Source organism: Rubripirellula reticaptiva (genome assembly GCF_007860175.1).
Lineage (GTDB): Bacteria > Planctomycetota > Planctomycetia > Pirellulales > Pirellulaceae > Rubripirellula > Rubripirellula reticaptiva.
In genome coordinates this window covers 193,385-211,721 of sequence record NZ_SJPX01000003.1, presented here as the reverse complement: position 1 = coordinate 211,721, position 18,337 = coordinate 193,385, and the positions used below count along the sequence as shown (strand labels likewise).

Here is an 18,337-nt window from a genome sequence, read left to right as displayed (position 1 = left end):
ACGTCAAAGACAATTGGCATGATTTACCGTCATCGCGAAGGTGAAGGTAATGTCGCCGAGCACGGTGAAACCGTGTTCTTAATCAGCAGCTTGCCACCGAAATTGAAACGCCTTAGCAAGTTCGTTCGTGATCACTGGAAGATTGAAAACAGTGAGCACTATCTCTTGGATGTAACTTTTCCCGAAGACGCCAGCCGAATTCGCGGTGGAACATCGCCGAGGTTTCAGCCGCAATTCGACGCATGGCACTGAATTTCTGCAACGCGACACTACTGTGAAAGACAATAGTGACGCGGCCGCTATCGAAGTCGCGCGAATTGATGCTTTCCAAAATCCAGTGCAGATAATTTGAAAGAGTAGTTTCGCTTGCGTGAGCTGGGCAAATTCAACGAGACGATCGACAGACGTTTTCCTTGAGAAACAGCAGCCGCGACAAAAAATGTTTTGGCCGAAGAGGGTTCGTGTTGGTCCGTGATCGAGCATCAGTGGAACGAATATTCGAACGTACAATTCGTCGTCAGAGTCGAGGGTACTTGTCCACCGCGTTGACCCGCCTTTTCATATCGTTAGGTAATCAGGGGTGCTGCATTGCTGCTTATGCGATTGGACCCGCTCTGCGATCTTGACCAAATAGTTGGCATAGAACCTGCACAGGTGGTTATTCCATAAACAACACTTTCTAGAACAGGAGAGCATTATGAGCAGCCAATCGCTCAAAGGAAAAAGAATTGCATTTCTCGCCACCGACGGCTTTGAGCAGGTGGAGCTGACGATGCCGTGGAACGCGATCAAGGACGCCGGTGCCGACGTCGTTTTAGTTTCGCCTAAAGAAGGCGATATTCAAGGCATGAATCATGACGAGAAGGCGGACACGTTCAACGTAGATCAGTTGGTTGGATCCGCGTCCGCGGAAAACTTCGATGGACTCGTATTGCCCGGTGGTGTTGCCAACCCCGACGCATTGCGGACGTGCGAAGACTCGGTGACGTTCGTGCGCGACTTTTTTAAGCAACATAAACCGGTTGCCGCTGTGTGTCACGGTCCTTGGACGCTGATCGAAGCAGATGTGGTCCGCGGGCGAAAAGTAACTTCGTGGCCGAGTCTTAAGACAGACCTCAGAAACGCTGGTGCCGAGTGGGTCGATGAAGAATGTGTCTGCGACGAAGGCTTGGTGACCAGTCGCAATCCAGGTGACCTCCCCGCTTTCTGCAAGAAGGCGATTGAAGAGTTTGCGGAAGGAAAGCACGCGGCGCAAACCGCATAGGGCACCTCCTTAGCCAGTGACTACAAGCTGCCGTCTTTGATCGCTACCAAGCCGAAAGGCTAGCGGCTTGTGGATAGGTTTCCCACCTGACGGTTTGGGCTACTGATGAATAATACTGCAGTCGCCGCTTCGCTAAAACGGACTCCATGCCCGGCTTGTGGCAGGTTGTCGATGACCGAGCGGTGGCGTGTCCGAGTTGTGGCGTGTCCGAGTTGTGGCGAGAAGATTTGTGTCAACTTGCTGAGTCGCAACTCCAGCAAAGCGTTCGCCGAAGTAGAGACGTATTGAAACTCGCCAGCGTTTTCGGTCGTTCCGGATCGTTGACAGTTTTGACGACGGATTGTTGATTTTTGCAACAACATAAAACAACATAAATAGAGAGCCATTCGATGGATAATCACTACCTGATTGCTGAATTTAAAAATCGCAGCGATTTTCAAACCGCAATTGAAGTTCTTGAAAAAGCCCACTTCAATCAAGAGGAAGTTTCCACGGTCGTGCATGCAGACGATGAAAGCTTGGCTGGGCTCAATGCTACAACAGTAAAGTCAGCTGCCTCGCCGTCACGGCAGGAAACCGCTGCCACGACGACTTTGGTGGGCGGGACATTGGGAGCCGCATTGGGAACGATGACAATGATGGGCCCAATGTTGGTTGCTGGGCCGTTGTTTGGTGTCGCGGCAGGTGTCGTCGGCGGGAGCGTGTTGGGTGCGGTGGAAAGCTGGGGCGTCGACCGCGACGTCGCTGGCGACTACGAAGCAAAAGTGCGGGATGGTGCGTTGCTGATTATCGTTTCTGGCGACTTGAATCGCGTTTCAGTCGCGAGTCGTTTATTGAAAACAGCAGGGCCGGCGTCGTTGGGAACTTTCCCGCTCTAACGTTCGGACGCAGTGAAATCGCCAAGAATTCCACTGATTTACGCGGGCGGAAGTGACTCTTGGTGAGTTTCGCTATCGAATGTACCGGCGACTACGACTTGAGAAAACGGAAGATGAAGCGAGAACTACGTGAACGGTTCCACGACGTGCGTGGGTCTGCCGAAGAACGCTTCGGTAGCGAGCCTGACCAGCGCAATGTAGGAATCGGAAAAACCGAAATCGTGCTCTCTTTTGCTATGGTGATCGGAGCGACTGTGCTCGCTCGTAACGCGTTGCAAGCGGTGTGGCGAACGGCGTTGGAGTGTGATTCGCCCATGAATCTAGCGTCTCTGGAAGTCGTTCGGAGGGATGTCCTGGTCTGGGGAGCCTTCTCCGGGGCTTTGTTGGGTGTGATGCGAAAGGCGTCGCGGCGTTCATTATCGAACGTGTGCAGTAATCTCGTTTCGCGGTATGGGGGGGCAGATGTCCGTTGAAGCGACCGAGTTGCAGGATCGCATTAGCCGTTGCGCTAAGTCGCTTACGGCACGTCTGCGAGAAATCCGTCGCTACCTGCATCAACGCCCCGAGTTGTCCGAGCGAGAGTATGCGACCACGGAATTCCTCGCCAATCTAATATCGGATTTAGGACTAACGCCGAATTTCGCAGGCGACCGACGCGGCGTCTGGGCGGATGTCGATGCGAAACGCGGTGAGCACCATATTCGAGTCGCAATCCGTGGCGATATTGACGCGTTGCCCATTCAAACTCAGTTGAGTACGACCTACGCCAGTGGCGTTGACAACGCTATGCACGCTTGCGGCCACGACGCGCATGCCACGATGGCTTGGGGAGCACTTGCAATTTTGAACGAGCTGATTGGTGAACAAATACTGCCGAGCGGCTTCGCGGCGCGAGTCATCTTTCAACCCGCGGAAGAAACCAGTACGGGTGGTCGACACATGATCCAGGCGGGAGCACTGGATGGCATCGGTGCCGCGATCGCATTGCATGTTGACCCGAGCCGACCGGTTGGCAGCTTTGGGTATCGTGATGGAGCGTTCACGGCGGGTTGCGATACTTTTCATCTAAGAGTGATCGGCCAGCCTGGGCATAGTGCTAGACCGCATTTGACGGGAGACACCATCGGAGCTGCATCTTCATGGGTGACCGACATCTATCGTCGGCTGCCACGAAACGAAGACGCTCGCGAAGCAGTTGTCGTGAACGTTGGACAGTTCACGGCCGGAAACGCACCGAACATCGTTCCTGGCGAAGTGCACCTTGGTGGCACTGTCCGAACGTTGTCTCGCGAAAGCGGTGAACGAGCTAGACAACAAATGAAGCGAATCACTGAGGCTCTCGAGCTAAGTCATCCCGTCGAAGCGATGTTAAATTTCTCCACTCACACGCCGCCCGTCTTCAACGATTCTGGCGTCAATCTCGCGTTTCGTCGAGCCGCAATTGCACTGGTCGGTGATTCCAACGTGCGAATCATTGAACAGCCGAGCATGGGAGCGGAGGATTTTTCCTTTTTCGCATCAGTGGTTCCGGCCGCGATGATGCGAATTGGTGTTACTGGAAGCGACGTCGGGGCACAGCCATTGCATACGCCAACGTTTGACATTGACGAATCGGTACTGGAACACGGTGCAGCGGTCCTTGCCCTCGCAGCAATCGAACTTTCGACGAAAGCAATCTTATGAGAAAGCCAATCCCATCGGTCGGCGTGGAAGAAGAGTACCAACTGGTCGATCCTGGTACGGGGCAACTGCTGCCAAACTGCAAAGAGGTGATGAGGAGACTCGGTGACGATACCAAAGCGGACATTCAACACGAATTGCATCTGACGCAGATCGAGATGGCCTCAGCCGTCTGCTATACACTCGATGAAGTTCGCGACAGTTTGAAGAGAGTTCGGCGTCAACTCGTCGAAGCTGCAAAGCAAACTGGGGCGGCATTGGTTGCAGCCGGTACCAACCCTTTAATCCTGCCTGATACCGAATCGTTCACACCAAAACAGCGATATCGTGCGATGCACGAGCGTTTTCAACAGGTAGCACGCGATATGTTGATCTTCGGATGCCATGTCCATGTGGAAATGCACGATCGCTCACTCAGGTTCCAGGTGATGAATCAAGCTCGCCGCTGGTTGCCTATCCTTCAAGCGCTGTCCGCAAATTCGCCATTTTGGGATGGTGAAGACACAGGCTATGCGAGTTACCGGCGTGAATTGTGGGCGCAGTGGCCGATGGCAGGACCGCCACCGCATTTCGATTCTCTTGAAGACTATGAGGCGTGTGTCGATGACTTGATTCGGTGTGGAGCGATCGAAGACGAGAGTTTTATCTATTGGGATATACGATTGCCAACCAAGGTTCCAACGATCGAGTTCCGTGGTGCGGACGTGATGCTTTCACTGGAGGAAACGGTCGGCTACACAGGTTTAGTGCGGGCGATCGTGATGCAGGCAACCAAGGAAGTTGAAGCTAATCAAATCAACAAGCCAATTCGTGCAAACGTCCTTACTTATGCGACATGGCACGCGGCGCGTTACGGCGTGAGCAAAGACATGGTCGATCCGTTAACCTGCGAGAAAAAGTCGACGGAAGAGTTGGTGGCGGAGCTTCTCGGTTATGTGCGGCAATCACTCGAAGAATCAGGCGACTTGGAGTGTGTGGCAGAGTATGTAAAGCGAGTGCTTGCGGGGGGAACAGGCGCCGATCGCCAACGGGCAGCCGTGGGCAGCGACGCGAACTTGATCGACGCCGTACAGCATGCCATCGTCGAGACGGCTCAGAATACGGTAGCGACAGTCGCCAAGAATTGCGGACATCGTTAACCGAAACGCATAACGAGTTTCATTACCTTGCAATGGACCTATCGCGTCAGTCCCTTCTCCGTAATGGTCAGTTCACTCGATTCTGTTAGTCGAACTTCGGAATCGCTATTCTCCAACTTTAGTGTCGTGGGAAAACAACGCTTCATCGTGATGACAGCTCTCGGTGGCAACTCGACTGAATCTTCGCTGTCGTTTGCGGTGATGAGCATCGTCCGAGCCTCATCCGACTCATTCGTCACCTTCAACTGAATTGCAGCCGATTTGGGGCGTTCGAACAATTGAACCGCATAGTAGGTTACGCCATCCGCACTCGCAACGGCGACACCCGTTTGGGTTACATAGTCTGCCAGCATGTTCTCGCGGTGCGGGGGCGAGTCGATCCAGCCCTGCACGAACGCTTCGATCAAACTCGCGGCAGTCACTTCACCGGTGTTTGTTCGATACGCAATGTTCTCGCGGACGACGCAGTATTTATATCCAGACGCCTTGGCTCGCTGAGCAGGAGTGCGGCCGTCAGCGTGGTGTCCATACTTTTCCCTCGTCGCCATAAAGCTAGCAAATTTGGATGCAGTTTCTGTGAGGTTTGCGTTCTCGTTTACGGATGGTAAACCGTCTTCTTTCCGGAATTCATTTGTTTGCAATACGATTGCCGTTTCTACTTCGGTAATCAACGGATCGTCCGATGTCTTATTCTGACCATTCGCGAAACCGATCATCGCGAGCAGGAACATTAGCGTTAGGAGTTGTCGCATGATGCTTGTCCGTATCGAAAAGAGAATGATGTACGTTTAGTTCGTTGCGACGGCGGCTGCTCAGGAAATCAATTTTCCTGAGCTAATTGGAGCAGTGTTTCCGAGCGGTTGGGTGATTGACGTACACGTGTCTTCGCTAACCAGGTCTCGGTCACACAGATTCTCGATCATCGTCTGAATTCGAATGGCTAAGGGAACGTGGTTTGGGCGCGTTCCCTCTGCGAGGTTAGCCTTCGCTTTTAAGAGTTCGATCGACAACGGTCTGTCCGTTTGGTTATTGAACCACATCACGTTTGTCGGATGCGACGAGTCCACTTCATGATACTTGAGACTTACTAAGTGCTTTCCTGTCTGACGAAGTCACCTCGCATCGTCAACCTGCACGAAGCTGGATCGCTCTGCATCGCCTCACCATCCCGAGTTCAGCTCGACACTGCTTCCACCGATTTCCGTAGCGATCTCGTCTGCTGCTGGACAACCTTAGATCCCCGCTTTATCGGCTCTAGCGAGCACCGATGAGGAAGATTAAGAATCTCGATCTTGATTGGCTTTCATTAAGTTGCTTTGTGCCCTAACCAAATCCGCGAAGAGCCGTGGTAAGCACAGCTCCTCGCGAAAATCTGGCATTCTTCGCAGCGAGCGAGACGCTATGACAAGAGATTACTCATCCTTGGGAAGTGTAATGTCCACGTCTGGAGTTTTGATTGTCCTCTTTTCCATGTCGACATCGACATCCGGCACCGTGACCGTGCTTTCTTCCATCTCGACATCTACCTCGGGTGCGTCGACGTCGTACGCGGGCAATTGCCCTGGATCGCCATTGACGTCGACGTCAACATTGGGCATTTCGCCTTCGCGAGTCTGCTCGACGTCACAACCAACCGCACAGAAAGCGAGTGCGGCAGCGAGTGAGCTATTGAGTAGTATCTTGAACATGTGATTTCCTGTGTTGGGTCCGGAGTAAGGCGGCGAACTCCGAATCGGTCTGTCTAGTTTCCAACCGCCAAGATGATGACTTTTGATAACGCAACCTGCGTGCCAAAAGTCGATACTCGATCGTGGCAACTCGCTTTCAGGGTTGATGAAGCGATACTTGGTAGATCGCCGAACAGGTCGGTGTGATTTCGATCAGCGTACCAAGATGGCCGGCAACGACACTCGCCAAAAGTTTAGGCACTAGGCACTAGGCACTAGGCACTAGGCGATGGAGCGTGGGTAGGTCGAAAATCTTGTCGACTTTCGATGCAAGCCTTACGGCGTCTGATCGAACAATATCTCTGATCCATCGACGCTCTCAAAGAATCGAGATTCGAGTTGGATTGGTCCGTCGGCGTGAAGGACCGATACATCGCCTGTCGTCTCGAACACCACTGCTTTGACTTGGTCGAAGTTCATTGCATTAGCCTCGCGAAGTTTTCCGAACAGATCGTGCTCGGTCATGTTGGCTCGTCGGAGGTTGTCGTGCAGGATTTCGGCCCCTGCCATCAACAGGAGTGGCTGATTGTCAATCGCTTTGCTGAACTTGCTGGATTGAACCCGTAGGATCGCTAACAACCATTGACCGCCGAACATACACGCAATCGCAAACAATCCCATGAACAGTGTTGGACTTGGGGATGAAATGGTTGCCCCGAATAGAGATCCGACGGAAATTGTCATTGCAAAGTCGGCCGCCGACATCTTTGAGAAGCTGCGTAGGCCAACAAATCGGGTGTAAAGCAAGATGCCGATGTAGACTACGATCGACGAAAGCAGAATCATCGCAAGCTGACTTAGCGATGCGGAAATCCATTTATCAAACATTCGATTTCGCCACGTTGAACTTGCGGAACCAACCCATCAGCATCATGTGAATGGCGTAGCACATCAGGCCGAAACCCGTGATGCCGATAAGAATCTTGCCGTAGCTTTGTGCCGCGATTGCTGCCAAGGCGTCGCTCATCCCTGCGACTTCGCCATCTGCGGTACCTCGAACTGCGGAAACCAGCATGAAGGCACCGACGATCGCAAATGCAACACTCCTTGTGCTGAGGCCCATCCGACCTGCATACAGGGCGATTACGCACGTCGTTTCTCTCATCGCTGACAAGTCGTACTTCGTCACGAACTTGGCCCGATAGGCCTTGTAGGCAAAATAAAATGATACCCCGATCGTGATAGCACCGGCAATTCCCAGCAACACCCGCCCCCACGACGAATCCAACAACGGGCTTGCCGCATTGCCTTGTGAGTTGCCGAATTCGGAACCGAAGCCCAACGCCAGCGATCCGGAAAAGAACCCCAATGCCAGATATGCCAAGCCGCTGAAAGCGTAGCCGATTCGCTTGCAGACCCCTTTCGCATCATATCCGGCTCCTTCAGTGTCCTTGCCAGCTTGGACCCATCGCCATGCGGTGTAACCGAGCAACCCGATCGCAACCAGCCCAAGCAGGACGCGGCCAAACGGCTGCTGTCCAATTTCTCGAATTGCATCGCGTGAACCAGAAAGTTCCCCACCGGCACCAATCGCTAACTTGAACGCGAGCATACCGATGATGAAATACACGACACCCTTCGCGATATGCCCCGCGCGTCCTAACGCTTTGATCCAGGGTGGGACTTCGGGCATCGAACGTGGTTCATATCCATGCCACGATCGGCTGTGGGGATCGCGGCGTGCTGTGGGTTGATTAATCGACATGGGCAAAAACCGTCGTGTGGTTGTGATGGACGAGCTGCAAGGGCAATAAACGCAAACGATGTGCCACCAGCCATCCCACGTAATTGCAAGTTGGCAGCTTTCATCTGCAAGTGTGCTACACGCACTCAGCGATTGGCTTGTCGTCTTGAACGAATTCGCAATCTTCACCAGGCTTGCAGGCCTCTTCACCGAGCACGACAGCGATGGGCAAGGTTGCCGGAAAGCTGCTGAAAACTACGCGTTGTACGATCAGCAATGGCACAGCCAGAAAGATGCCTGGCGAGCCCCAAAGGAATCCCCAAAATGCGACGGCGATCAACACAACGAGCGAACCAACCTTCAACGACTTGCCAACCACGGTTGGCGTGACGAATTGTCCTTCAACCGCGGTGGTCAACCAGAACGCGGCTGCAGTCGCCATTGCTCTTGGAAAGGAGTCAAACACACTGCCAGCGGCGACCAAAACAATCACGGTCCCGCCGATTGGGCCAATGTAGGGAATGAAGTTGAGCAGCGCAGCCATGACTCCCCACAGAATCGGTGTCGGCATGCCGACCAACCACATCACAATCGAAACCGCGACGCCAAGCCCAGCATTGATAAGCGTTACGTACCCAAGGTAGCTGCCAACGTTGTCTTGAACGTTACGAATCTTCACCAGAACTTCCTCGCGTTTTTGCTCATCGGGCAAGACGTTTAACGCGCGATTAAGGAGATCATCGCCGGATGAAAGCATAAAAAACGTTAGCACGGCGATCGCACTGATAAACGCAAGTAAATGTCCTGTCGTGTTCACCAGATAGGCGGGGTTGATGATGCTTGGCTTCTCAAGCTTCACTTCGACCGGCGGCCGCTCAGCACCAATTTGCTCGCCCGCTTCGCCTAGACTTTCCTCAGCTCGATCGATCGCAGTCAGAGGCTGGACAACGCTGTCGAAGTTATCCTTCAGCATTCCTACGCTTTCCGGTGCGGTGGTCATCCATGACTGTAATGGGTCGTACATGAGGGTCGCGATGACCGCGATGATGGAAAAGAATCCTGCGATGATGATTCCAGCAGCGATCGGCTGGCTCAGTCCGAAGCCGCATAGCCAAGCGGTGATAGGTCGTAGGGTCAGGTACGCTAATGCGGAAATGGTTAGCGGCACCAGCAAACTGCTGGCAATGTAGAACGCACCCAGAAGCAATACGATCGCAATCAAAATGACCCAAGGAGAGGTTGACTGATTTTCGGTCAACGGTGGCTGATCGAGCCGCACTCGATGCCGTGAGTAGTAGACGCCATCCTGCTGATCGAAGCGTCCGGCGTCACGTTCGGTGTCGATTCGGTTCATTTCCATGGTCGAATGGTTGTCGTTTGATGTTCTGCGGTTAGAAAAACTCGTTAAGAGTTTTGGGTTGTGATCGTCGTCACCCATCTACGAATGATGTCTCGGGACGAATGCGCAGGCGGCTAAATGCCGGACGCGGGCGCGGCGAACGAAAGAACGCAAAAGACGTTCCAGTCTTTAAGCAGTCGCGTTGCGTTCAAAGGCCTAAGCCGCGAATCGCTGATTCATGGCAGACCCGTCGCCTCTCCAAGATAGCTAGGGATGATCGAATCTCGATCGACGCGGAACAAATCGCATATCCAAACGAATTTGCACCGAAGGTGAAAAGCTCGCTCACGCTGCTTTCGCTCATTGCTGGGCTCGCCTATGCCGGATGCATCGGCAGCGTGTGAGACGAGCAGACCGGCGCCGAACGTGACGACTCGCAAGAGCATTCGGACGATGTCTGCGAACTTGCGGATGATCTCGATGAACGGGTCAACGACTGAGGCGACAAAGTAGTGGTTGCTCTAGGTCGCCAAGCCATTGATGGAAGAGAGGGCTGACGAAACTAGTAACGACATCGAAGAATTTTGTGAGTAAAACGCCAGATTGAAGAGCTTGATGATCACGACTCTATGAGAGAAGTCAAAAAGTCGGCTTCTACTATGTTCAGCCCAACCAACAATCTGTCGGCTGAAATCCCATCTACTGATTCCATGGTAAATCAGTAAAATTCGATAACGCCGCTAACAACAAATTTCGAAATTGCCGCCGCCCGCGTCCGGTGGTCGATCCTGGGAAAATACTCGCCGGAGCCGAGCACAACAATCAAAGTTTGACATGCCACCAGTCGAACTGATTGGGCCGCATTCCAGCAACAAAACTTTAAAAAATTCCCGGCGACGTCCACTATCGGATTTAGCGCGCACTTACTGTGCCGCAGCAAGATGGCTTGATGGAGGCCGCGAATCGTCGTGACGCAACAGAATGACTGTCGACGATTCAGATTCATCATTGTGGATCTCGAGTTCGCCACGGCGGATCGAGACTTCAAGGGGCGCTTCGATGCCAACTGCGACTCGGTTACCAGTGACTTTCGTGAGCGTGATAACGACGTCGTCACCGATGTGAATTTGCTGACCGGCTTTTCGTGAGAGTACCAACATGGTTCCATCCTTGCTTGGGGAGGTTGAGATGAACTTTCTCTGTGTAGCGGCAATCGCCGTGCCAAGACCGACACAATCGTTCGTGAAAAGTTGCAGCTTGCTATTTGCAAGCAAACGAACATCGATTGATTTAGGGGCAATCGTACCGGCATGAAGGCGGCGAAGTTTCGCGAGCGTGAATGCGTCAACTTTCGAGGGGAAGCAATGAATGAAAGTTCGCCAATGCCCAGATTTTCGTTGCTCTGCCGTGATTCAACCAACTTCCCGCCGTCCATTTTTCGCATCTTCCACGTCGGTGAAGATCTCGTTGGGATGATGGTCGCGGCCCTTTGAAAGCGCCGACTCTCCGTCGAAGGCTATCACCGCGAAAAACCGAGATCGTCGAGTGTTTTGCCAAGCGTCTTGCGTGGCGCTGTATCGTCAACGTCCAGGATGGTCGCGGAAGTGTCAAGGATTTGGCTGTTTTTGGGTCATCTCGATTCGGCCTCTGCGTCGTCTATTGACGGTTGAAAAAGCATATCACCACGCCGAATCTAACGTATCGAAAGTCCTTTAGGCTTACGGCAATTTCCAACAATTCCGATGGCGAGTTTCGCTACGAACAGCGACCGATCGTAGTGGTTGGCGAGCTCGGTGAGCTTTCTTCAACGTAAGTTTTTGGATGTCCGATTCGCTACACGACGGCAGGGATATTGTTCTCTCGCGTGCCCGGTTCACGGAGTCGACCAGATCTAACAGTGATGCCTCGCTGGAGTCAGCGTTGGTAGCGTTGCCGCAAGTTCCGATTTGTCGATTGTCCCGGTCTGTCCATCACTGAAAACGAGAAGCGACAAACATACGCGGCCATCGCACGAACGCGATCGTGACAATCCTCTGAATTTGCCATACCTTTGGTCGAACATAGAGGGTCGAACATCGAGCGGAATTTTTCATTGGCCGTGCTTAAGCATTCCGAAAGCTTTTCCTTGAAATCTTACGAGTCACTGGGCGAGAGTTTCAGAAATAGCCTCTCCTCCTTGTAATCCAAGGAATCCGCGTGGTGTGTTTCAGTCCCGTCGGTTTGCTCGGCGATCTATTTGCGCCGCAGGTTTGCAACGGGGAAACGATCCTGATTCACCGTTTTTTCGGGCCAATGTCGGTGTCTATCGATATGTCAAACGCATCTAAATTCAAATCGGTTCTCCAGTTTCGGTAACGGTCGGCCAACTCATTTCATTTTGACGCTCACTGATTCTGTATCGACAATGCGGTCGCGGTCTCAAGCTGCTGACCACAGCACTGGGAATTCGTCCAGCAATCTTTGTAGTTGCATCCCTTTTTCGCATGTATCGCCGCGTCGCATTTGAGGCCGCGATACATATCACCGATGTCAAGTCGTTCCATTTTTGGGGGTGGCCAGGAGTTCGGCCTCGTATGGCTCAGGGATAATTCGCAATGTCTTTGAATGCGGCATCAAAGTAGGCAAACCCCTTTCCGAGATTCGGCATTCATCGAGAAGAAAGTGGAGGGGCATCGCGGCGTAGCGGCAGGCTTGGCCGGCCTCTCTGTCTCTCGATGCACGTTTCACGATCAGAGTGACTCGCAGTCGTCCAGTTCGGACCGCTAGAGTCGTCGTTTTCACGGAAAAATTAAGCAGTAACGTGTTTGGCACACCAATCGCTCTTCCAAGACTATGTTCGCCGGGTGGTGTTGTTAGCCGCCGCGAGAAAAACCACGTAACGTTTGGAGATAGCCATGTTGGGCTGGGCCATTACATTTTTGATTATCGCACTGATCGCTGGTGTGCTAGGCTTCGGCGTCGTTGCCGGAACCGCCGCGTCGATCGCGAAGATTCTGTTCGTTGTGTTCCTGGTGCTGTTCATCATCGGATTGGTGATGGGTCGCCGCGGGCCCGTTGCCTGATCCAGAGGCACAGCACGCTTTCGTGATAGGAGTACTCGTGGTCATAAGTTGATAACTCGTGACTACGATGTGAGCTCTATTAAATTGCTCGAATTGAGGCTTTCGGTAGATCTAATTGTTAGCGATCCCCATCTCGAGTTTGTGAAGTTTGGTTGGCCGAGCCGATGCGAACAGCTTCACAAAAGGAGCATGGTAGAGTTCAAGGCGGCGAGCTGGGTACCGAGTGACAGAGTGCTTGCAGCGGAGTGCGATGCTGTGAAATGGACTCGCGATCTTTCTGCTCACGCTCGAGTGAAAGCGATTGCTTCTGGCTAGCAGTCGCACGCGTTAAGGTTGTCGATTACTTGTGGCTTGCGATAGCCGAGCGTTGTTCGAGTCGCTTATCTTGGGCGCCATTGCCGTTATCTCGACGGGCGCATCGCAAGCTTCTGTCCACGCGACTGATTGCAATGGACTTAGACTTGGGCCAAGCAGATGTGAACTCGCCAAATAACTCAGTTTCGACTTGTCATTGCGCGGCTCCATCCTCAGTAATAAGCGGGTCCTAATCTCGCTGTCCATTCGCAGGAGTGAAGAGCGATACCTCAAGGGCCTGAACGCGTTGTCACCTTTCCGCTGCACTTCTATGGCACGACAAGTGCTACTACTCCACGATCGTCAGCGCCGGATTGTCGAGCCGCTCGGCTCGTGTCTGGTGCCTCTTACATCATTAAGGGAAGCGATCATGTCAACTAAGAAAACCATTGGCGACGAGAGTCGCGAAGAACTGCGCAACGAAGACCCGATCACTGGTGAAACTGGCGCTCATCCCGTTGGCACGGGTGTCGGCACAGCGTTGGGTGCAGCAGCGGCGGGCGCGGTGGCAGGTGCTGTAGCGGGACCAGTCGGAACCGTGGCGGGTGCTGTGATCGGCGGCGTCGCTGGTGGATTGGCGGGGAAGGCTGTCGCTGAAAGCTATGACCCAACGGTCGAAACCGCTTATTGGGAATCTGAACACCAAAATCGACCTTACTACAATAAATCTCATGAGTACGACCACTACCGCCCCGCCTACCAATCGGGTTGGGAAGCGTACGACGCTGAAGCCAACGAGGACTGGGCGACGCGAGAAACGGTTGCACGAGAGCGGTGGGAAAATGAAGGGGGGGCGGAATACATGACATGGGACGAAGCACGGCCGGCTGCGATGGACGCTTACAACCGAATCCATACGCGAACGAACAAACCTCGCTAGGAACGTTGAGGTATTCGGCGATCTCGGACAGTCGTTGCTCCGTAGACTCCGGTCGCTGATAGCGATTCACCTACCCACAAATCGGGTAGGTCGATGAGCCAGGGCGATTGCACCGCAAGTCATGCTGCGAACACGACTTTTGCTAAGTAGTCGCAGTCCCAGCCAGATTTCAGTCGTTGGTTCTTCACTCCGCACTTGGCCGTTTTCTCTTGCTTGAGCAGACTCAGGGCTGTCCTGCGAAGCGTATTGAAGTTCTCGTTAGCGTGACCTTTTCGGATTCGGCTTTGGTCTTCGCCGAACGTTATATCCAACTTCCAGTGAAGACTGTTTTCGATGCCCCAGTGGTCACGAACCGCTGAGGCGAACCGTTTGCCCGAGACATATTTGCTCAAAATGTAGTAGCGGACGTCGATGCGATCACCACTTCGGCGAGTTGTATTATTTATCGAAATCCCGATCGCTTTGAGTCCACGCCAACGCGCTGCATCGCGCAACTCTGAGGGCACTTTGCAAAGGTAGTACGAACGAAAATCTTCTCGTCCGTGCCCCTTCTCGTTACTTTGAAACTCACGCACTTCAACATCGGCAAAGTCGTTTTCCAGGTGCTTCAAGGAGAACGCTTTGAGTCCCTTGTTCAAGGTTGGCTGATTGCCTTTGATGGTCAAACAGTAATTGGCTTTCTCGGTGATGATCCGATCGGCAATTTCGGTCTGACATCCCATCGCGTCGATCGTGATCAAAGCTCCGGAAACTTCAATCATTTGCAGCAGTTTCGGAATGGCCGTGATCTTATTGCTCTTCGCATCAACCACGGTTTGCCCCAAACTAATGTGATTCTCAGTGGCCCATGCACTGACCATGTGAATGGCTGCCTTACCGTCTTTGTGATCGTAGCTTCGACGCAGTGTCTTCCCGTTGATTGCGATGACTTGCCCGTCGGTGATCTCATGCAGCTTTGTCAGCCAAGCTAACAAGCATCGCTCCAATTCGTCAGGCTTGATGTGTTTAAGGATCGAGTTGAATCGATCATGCGATGGGACACCCGAACTCATATCCAAGGATTTCGCGAACCAATCTTTCTTCGTGTTGACAAAGTGAGCAAAAGTGAGCAATGGCGACGAAGTCATCGGCACCAGCGACTACCGCACAAATAGTCATGAAGAGAATATTGGTCAGTGGGTAAGTGATCTTCCCGGTGCGCGGGTCCGTGACATTGCTAAGATGCTCGGTGAGACTGGCGGAACGTTCCAAGGCGATGACTCCAGGGCAAGATGCATCACCCGGTCGCTCATCGAACACTCAATCCCAAAGCGATGTCTCACCAGGTTTCGCAAAATACCAATCGTGGCGCAATCGCCCTGGGTCGAACGTGGATTGCCGTTGAGGCGCCGAGTAGCCGCGTGCGGATTATGTCGTCTGAGTGACCTTTTTTGTGGACGCAAATCGACCAACCGGCACGAGGTGAACTTAGTGGCACGCGTATTCAGCCTGACTATTTCAATCGTCTTCACTCGAATAGCCATGTGCTCGAGCAGTTGGAATGCAGTTTGCTCATGGTTTGGGGGAGTTGAAAGGCATCCACCTAAACTAGTTCAAAGGAACCAAACATGACTACGAAGACTCGAACCGACGATAAAGCTGCCTGGAACCGCGTTCGCGAAGCCGTGACCGAAAGATGGCCCAATATCAACCGTGATGAACTTCACGATTGTCCGGACGACAAATGCACGATTACCGACTTCGTCAAACAGCAAGTCGATGCCTCGGATGAGGAAATCGAATCAGTCGTTGGCGAGTTCACGCCCCACGAGTCGATAGCGAGTCGAGTGGCTCATACGGCGAGCGACACGCTGCACCAAGCCGGTGAGTCGGCGCAGTTCGCTTATATGCGAGCTGATGAGTGCATTGCAAAGCGTCCGACTGAATCGGTCATTACTAGCTTCGTAGCGGGTATGGTTCTCGGTGCGACGGTCACAGCATTGTGGTTTAGCACACGGCCTCAAACCAACGCCTGGGACCAGATCAAGAAGCGCTCTTGGGGCTGAATTTTCCGCTGATCGCTCCGCCGACCGCAGAAATTTCAGCGAGCCGGTGGAGCGGCTGTGCGACCATCGATAACTCGATTGAACATGAGGGTTCCTGCAATGACGATGATTCCAACCCGCGACGGTCACGCACTCTACATCAAACAGTGGGGTAGTGGTCGGCCCGTTGTTCTACTCCACGGGTGGCCACTATCGGCGGATAGCTGGGACTATCATGCAATGAGAATTGCTGAAGCTGGCTTTCGCGTGATTTCGTATGACAGACGCGGTTTCGGACGTTCTGACCAACCCTTCGGCGACTATGATTATGACGCGCTGTCGGATGACCTCAGTGATGTCATGACGGCGACGAAAACGGAAGACGCTTCAGTCATCGGATTTTCGATGGGCGGCGGCGAAGTTGCCCGATACATGTCGCGACACGCGGGCCGTCACGTACGACAATGTGGTCTAATTTCCTCGGTCGTCCCCTACATGCTGAAGACCGATGACAATTCCCACGGTGTAGAACAATCCGTGTTCGACGGAATGACGAAAGCGATGTTGGAAGACCGTCCTAAGTTCTTCAGCGGTTTCTTTAAGAGCTTTTATGGCGTTGGGATGTTGTCAAGTTCCGTCAGCGAAGAGTATTTGCAGTGGACGCGGGCCATTGCCATGCAGGCAAGTCTAAAAGCAACGTTGGCGTGTGCCAATTCATTCGCCACCACTGATTTCCGTCATGACCTTGCGGCGTTCACTGTTCCCACGCTGGTCATTCACGGAACCAATGATGTTACGGTCCCGATCGACGCTAGCGGTCGTCCGGCAGCAAGCGGGATCGCGAATGCGATGCTGAAGGAATACGAAGGAGCACCACATGGATTGTTTGCAACTCACAAAGAACAGCTTGCAGGTGACCTGCTCGAGTTTCTGAAATCGTAGTTACATCACTTGCGATCGAATCTCCCCATGAAGGCGTGAGGTGTTCATCCTGCTTTTGTACGTGATCTAGAATTGCAGGCTAGAAGCGAAGTCAGTTGTCAACGAAGTTTTACCTCTCCGATCAGATCTTGAATAGCGAAAGATGTCATGCTTGCCACTCAAGTAAAACCGCCGCAGCCACTGCCCAATCCTCGGCCAAAACCGATTCCCGAACCAAGTCCCACGCCTGGTCCTTTACCCGGTCCCTTGCCCAACCCCTTTCCACCAGGGCCGCAGACACAGCGGTTTAGCTGACCAGCAACAGCAACCCCAACCAGCCGTGCGTTTAGCCATTATCCTTCGCAGCCATCGAGCGGCATGATCGCACGCACGCCCGACATGCTTCGGCACATTTTTGACAATGGTCATGGTCGTGGGTACCGCATTGCTCGGGGCACCACTCGCAAATACCGACGCATGGTTTACAGATCGCATCCGAATAGCGGCTGTTCCTCGCCATCGCTTGAGCGCAAAGCAGGTAGATGTCAATGCACTCCCGGCAACAGTGCGGCCAGTCGTTGTCACTTGCTATGTCTACCATGGCATGTTGACATTGCTCGCACGCGATGGCGTAGATCGGCATGCGTCGATACGCTTGGTGTTGTAGCCCGTCAGCTTTCTGTGACTGGGATCGGTTCGTGAAACGGGCGGTTAGCGGACCGCGAGAAGTTCAATCGCCACCAGGACACTCGAAAAGATTGCAGCGAATCCAATGACGACAGTCGTTCGATTCATTGGCAGGATGTCGTGTAGCGTCAGCTTTCCGCGATCACCGATTGGGTCGATACAACGGCCGATCCAGCCCGACATCTCTGCAAACATGTAAGATCCGCCGATCATTCCAATTACCATCGCGATTGCGTCTAAGTTACCTTGCCCAAGAGCTGCTGCACCTGTGCCGGGACAATAGGCAGAAAATGCGAAACCGATTCCGAACAGAAGTCCACCGATGATGTTCGATGCGTATCGAGTCGGTTTGATATGCATTTCAATGAGGCCAGCGCGTTGCATAAAGTGAATGCCCACGGAACCAACGATGACCGCAGATAGCATGACTTTCACGACGGTGTAGTCCGTCAGAAGTAGCTGACCTATTAGCACGTGATACTTGGCTACTCCACCTTTTTGCAGCAGGAAGCCGAAGATGACGCCGAAAGCAAGACCCAGAATGAGCTGCTTGATCGGTGCAGACTCAACTACCACTTGTGACGGAGGAGGCACTTTGGAATCAGATTTTGGTTCGGTGAAGGTTGCCATTGTTCTCTCCCATTCGTAGACACAGGCTGGCGAGCTTAGAGTGGCATAATCTTCGAGCTTGCCATTCC

General features: G+C 53.1%; 18 protein-coding genes and 1 pseudogene. 10 read left to right on the top strand and 9 right to left on the bottom strand.

The features are described from left to right. The first annotated feature begins 18 nt into the window (after positions 1 to 18). From Poly59_RS13580 to Poly59_RS13555, 6 genes are all read left to right on the top strand, one after another. Positions 19 to 252: a transposase gene (locus Poly59_RS13580; protein WP_146534660.1), complete on the top strand. Its 234-nt coding sequence runs from the start codon at positions 19 to 21 to the stop codon at positions 250 to 252. Between the two features lie 445 nt (positions 253 to 697). Further along, on the top strand, positions 698 to 1,264 hold the full coding sequence (locus Poly59_RS13575; RefSeq protein WP_146534659.1) for a type 1 glutamine amidotransferase domain-containing protein: 567 nt from the start codon (positions 698 to 700) through the stop codon (positions 1,262 to 1,264). A 389-nt stretch (positions 1,265 to 1,653) separates the two neighbouring features. Further along, entirely contained in the window at positions 1,654 to 2,142 is a 489-nt protein-coding gene (locus Poly59_RS13570; RefSeq protein WP_146534658.1) for a DUF1269 domain-containing protein, read from the top strand. Positions 2,143 to 2,255: 113 nt separating this feature from the next. Further along, positions 2,256 to 2,615 carry a DUF4235 domain-containing protein gene (locus Poly59_RS30665; RefSeq protein ID WP_390621485.1) on the top strand — a complete coding sequence of 120 codons (360 nt, stop codon included), beginning with the start codon at positions 2,256 to 2,258 and terminating at the stop codon, positions 2,613 to 2,615. Continuing rightward, complete coding sequence (locus Poly59_RS13560; protein ID WP_146534656.1) at positions 2,605 to 3,825, top strand: amidohydrolase; 1,221 nt, start codon at positions 2,605 to 2,607, stop codon at positions 3,823 to 3,825. The genes Poly59_RS30665 and Poly59_RS13560 overlap by 11 nt, the downstream gene beginning before the upstream one ends. Continuing rightward, positions 3,822 to 4,961, top strand: a complete 1,140-nt coding sequence (locus Poly59_RS13555) for a carboxylate-amine ligase (RefSeq protein ID WP_146534655.1) — start codon at positions 3,822 to 3,824, stop codon at positions 4,959 to 4,961. The genes Poly59_RS13560 and Poly59_RS13555 overlap by 4 nt, the downstream gene beginning before the upstream one ends. 38 nt (positions 4,962 to 4,999) lie before the next feature. On the opposite strand, the gene Poly59_RS13550 is transcribed toward Poly59_RS13555, so the two are convergent. The 6 genes from Poly59_RS13550 to Poly59_RS13525 form a co-directional block, all read right to left on the bottom strand. Next, positions 5,000 to 5,713 carry a CAP domain-containing protein gene (locus Poly59_RS13550; RefSeq protein ID WP_246151631.1) on the bottom strand — a complete coding sequence of 238 codons (714 nt, stop codon included), beginning with the start codon at positions 5,711 to 5,713 and terminating at the stop codon, positions 5,000 to 5,002. Positions 5,714 to 6,373: 660 nt separating this feature from the next. After that, complete coding sequence (locus Poly59_RS13545; RefSeq protein ID WP_146534654.1) at positions 6,374 to 6,649, bottom strand: hypothetical protein; 276 nt, start codon at positions 6,647 to 6,649, stop codon at positions 6,374 to 6,376. A 315-nt stretch (positions 6,650 to 6,964) separates the two neighbouring features. Beyond that, positions 6,965 to 7,516: a DUF421 domain-containing protein gene (locus tag Poly59_RS13540; protein WP_146534653.1), complete on the bottom strand. Its 552-nt coding sequence runs from the start codon at positions 7,514 to 7,516 to the stop codon at positions 6,965 to 6,967. Beyond that, complete coding sequence (locus Poly59_RS13535; protein ID WP_146534652.1) at positions 7,509 to 8,393, bottom strand: DUF1206 domain-containing protein; 885 nt, start codon at positions 8,391 to 8,393, stop codon at positions 7,509 to 7,511. The genes Poly59_RS13540 and Poly59_RS13535 overlap by 8 nt, the downstream gene beginning before the upstream one ends. A 115-nt stretch (positions 8,394 to 8,508) precedes the next feature. Beyond that, positions 8,509 to 9,732 carry an AI-2E family transporter gene (locus Poly59_RS13530; RefSeq protein ID WP_246151630.1) on the bottom strand — a complete coding sequence of 408 codons (1,224 nt, stop codon included), beginning with the start codon at positions 9,730 to 9,732 and terminating at the stop codon, positions 8,509 to 8,511. Between the two features lie 902 nt (positions 9,733 to 10,634). After that, positions 10,635 to 10,871, bottom strand: a complete 237-nt coding sequence (locus tag Poly59_RS13525) for a carbon storage regulator (protein ID WP_146534650.1) — start codon at positions 10,869 to 10,871, stop codon at positions 10,635 to 10,637. A 1,734-nt stretch (positions 10,872 to 12,605) separates the two neighbouring features. On the opposite strand from Poly59_RS13525, the gene Poly59_RS13520 reads away from it, so the two are divergent. Continuing rightward, the gene (locus Poly59_RS13520) at positions 12,606 to 12,773 is read left to right on the top strand and encodes a DUF1328 domain-containing protein (RefSeq protein ID WP_146534649.1); all 168 of its coding nucleotides are present in this window, start codon (positions 12,606 to 12,608) and stop codon (positions 12,771 to 12,773) included. Positions 12,774 to 13,497: 724 nt separating this feature from the next. Further along, positions 13,498 to 14,007, top strand: a complete 510-nt coding sequence (locus Poly59_RS13515) for a hypothetical protein (protein WP_146534648.1) — start codon at positions 13,498 to 13,500, stop codon at positions 14,005 to 14,007. A 119-nt stretch (positions 14,008 to 14,126) separates the two neighbouring features. Here the strand turns inward: Poly59_RS13515 and Poly59_RS13510 are convergent. Next, positions 14,127 to 15,264 (bottom strand): annotated as a pseudogene (locus Poly59_RS13510) (ISAs1 family transposase). A gap of 350 nt (positions 15,265 to 15,614) precedes the next feature. Here Poly59_RS13510 and Poly59_RS13505 point away from each other — a divergent pair. Both Poly59_RS13505 and Poly59_RS13500 read left to right on the top strand, forming a co-directional pair. Next, complete coding sequence (locus tag Poly59_RS13505) at positions 15,615 to 16,052, top strand: hypothetical protein (RefSeq protein ID WP_146534647.1); 438 nt, start codon at positions 15,615 to 15,617, stop codon at positions 16,050 to 16,052. 99 nt (positions 16,053 to 16,151) lie between these two features. Continuing rightward, complete coding sequence (locus Poly59_RS13500; RefSeq protein ID WP_146534646.1) at positions 16,152 to 16,973, top strand: alpha/beta fold hydrolase; 822 nt, start codon at positions 16,152 to 16,154, stop codon at positions 16,971 to 16,973. A 325-nt stretch (positions 16,974 to 17,298) separates the two neighbouring features. On the opposite strand, the gene Poly59_RS30660 is transcribed toward Poly59_RS13500, so the two are convergent. Next, positions 17,299 to 17,472 carry a four-helix bundle copper-binding protein gene (locus Poly59_RS30660; RefSeq protein ID WP_390621484.1) on the bottom strand — a complete coding sequence of 58 codons (174 nt, stop codon included), beginning with the start codon at positions 17,470 to 17,472 and terminating at the stop codon, positions 17,299 to 17,301. A 191-nt stretch (positions 17,473 to 17,663) separates the two neighbouring features. Next, positions 17,664 to 18,269 carry a YeeE/YedE thiosulfate transporter family protein gene (locus Poly59_RS13490; protein ID WP_146534644.1) on the bottom strand — a complete coding sequence of 202 codons (606 nt, stop codon included), beginning with the start codon at positions 18,267 to 18,269 and terminating at the stop codon, positions 17,664 to 17,666. Between the last annotated feature and the right edge of the window lie 68 nt (positions 18,270 to 18,337).

Excerpts from the sequence above, each read along its gene's own strand:
- Poly59_RS30660 (WP_390621484.1), bottom strand. The coding sequence starts at position 17,472 with ATGGCGAGGAACAGCCGCTATTCGGATGCGATCTGTAAACCATGCGTC.
- Poly59_RS13580 (WP_146534660.1), top strand. The coding sequence starts at position 19 with ATGATTTACCGTCATCGCGAAGGTGAAGGTAATGTCGCCGAGCACGGT.
- Poly59_RS13575 (WP_146534659.1), top strand. The coding sequence starts at position 698 with ATGAGCAGCCAATCGCTCAAAGGAAAAAGAATTGCATTTCTCGCCACC.
- Poly59_RS13530 (WP_246151630.1), bottom strand. The coding sequence starts at position 9,732 with ATGGAAATGAACCGAATCGACACCGAACGTGACGCCGGACGCTTCGAT.
- Poly59_RS13545 (WP_146534654.1), bottom strand. The coding sequence starts at position 6,649 with ATGTTCAAGATACTACTCAATAGCTCACTCGCTGCCGCACTCGCTTTC.
- Poly59_RS13520 (WP_146534649.1), top strand. The coding sequence starts at position 12,606 with ATGTTGGGCTGGGCCATTACATTTTTGATTATCGCACTGATCGCTGGT.
- Poly59_RS13525 (WP_146534650.1), bottom strand. The coding sequence starts at position 10,871 with ATGTTGGTACTCTCACGAAAAGCCGGTCAGCAAATTCACATCGGTGAC.
- Poly59_RS13490 (WP_146534644.1), bottom strand. The coding sequence starts at position 18,269 with ATGGCAACCTTCACCGAACCAAAATCTGATTCCAAAGTGCCTCCTCCG.
- Poly59_RS13570 (WP_146534658.1), top strand. The coding sequence starts at position 1,654 with ATGGATAATCACTACCTGATTGCTGAATTTAAAAATCGCAGCGATTTT.
- Poly59_RS13540 (WP_146534653.1), bottom strand. The coding sequence starts at position 7,516 with ATGTTTGATAAATGGATTTCCGCATCGCTAAGTCAGCTTGCGATGATT.
- Poly59_RS13500 (WP_146534646.1), top strand. The coding sequence starts at position 16,152 with ATGACGATGATTCCAACCCGCGACGGTCACGCACTCTACATCAAACAG.
- Poly59_RS13550 (WP_246151631.1), bottom strand. The coding sequence starts at position 5,713 with ATGCGACAACTCCTAACGCTAATGTTCCTGCTCGCGATGATCGGTTTC.
- Poly59_RS13555 (WP_146534655.1), top strand. The coding sequence starts at position 3,822 with ATGAGAAAGCCAATCCCATCGGTCGGCGTGGAAGAAGAGTACCAACTG.
- Poly59_RS13515 (WP_146534648.1), top strand. The coding sequence starts at position 13,498 with ATGTCAACTAAGAAAACCATTGGCGACGAGAGTCGCGAAGAACTGCGC.
- Poly59_RS30665 (WP_390621485.1), top strand. The coding sequence starts at position 2,256 with ATGAAGCGAGAACTACGTGAACGGTTCCACGACGTGCGTGGGTCTGCC.
- Poly59_RS13535 (WP_146534652.1), bottom strand. The coding sequence starts at position 8,393 with ATGTCGATTAATCAACCCACAGCACGCCGCGATCCCCACAGCCGATCG.
- Poly59_RS13505 (WP_146534647.1), top strand. The coding sequence starts at position 15,615 with ATGACTACGAAGACTCGAACCGACGATAAAGCTGCCTGGAACCGCGTT.
- Poly59_RS13560 (WP_146534656.1), top strand. The coding sequence starts at position 2,605 with ATGTCCGTTGAAGCGACCGAGTTGCAGGATCGCATTAGCCGTTGCGCT.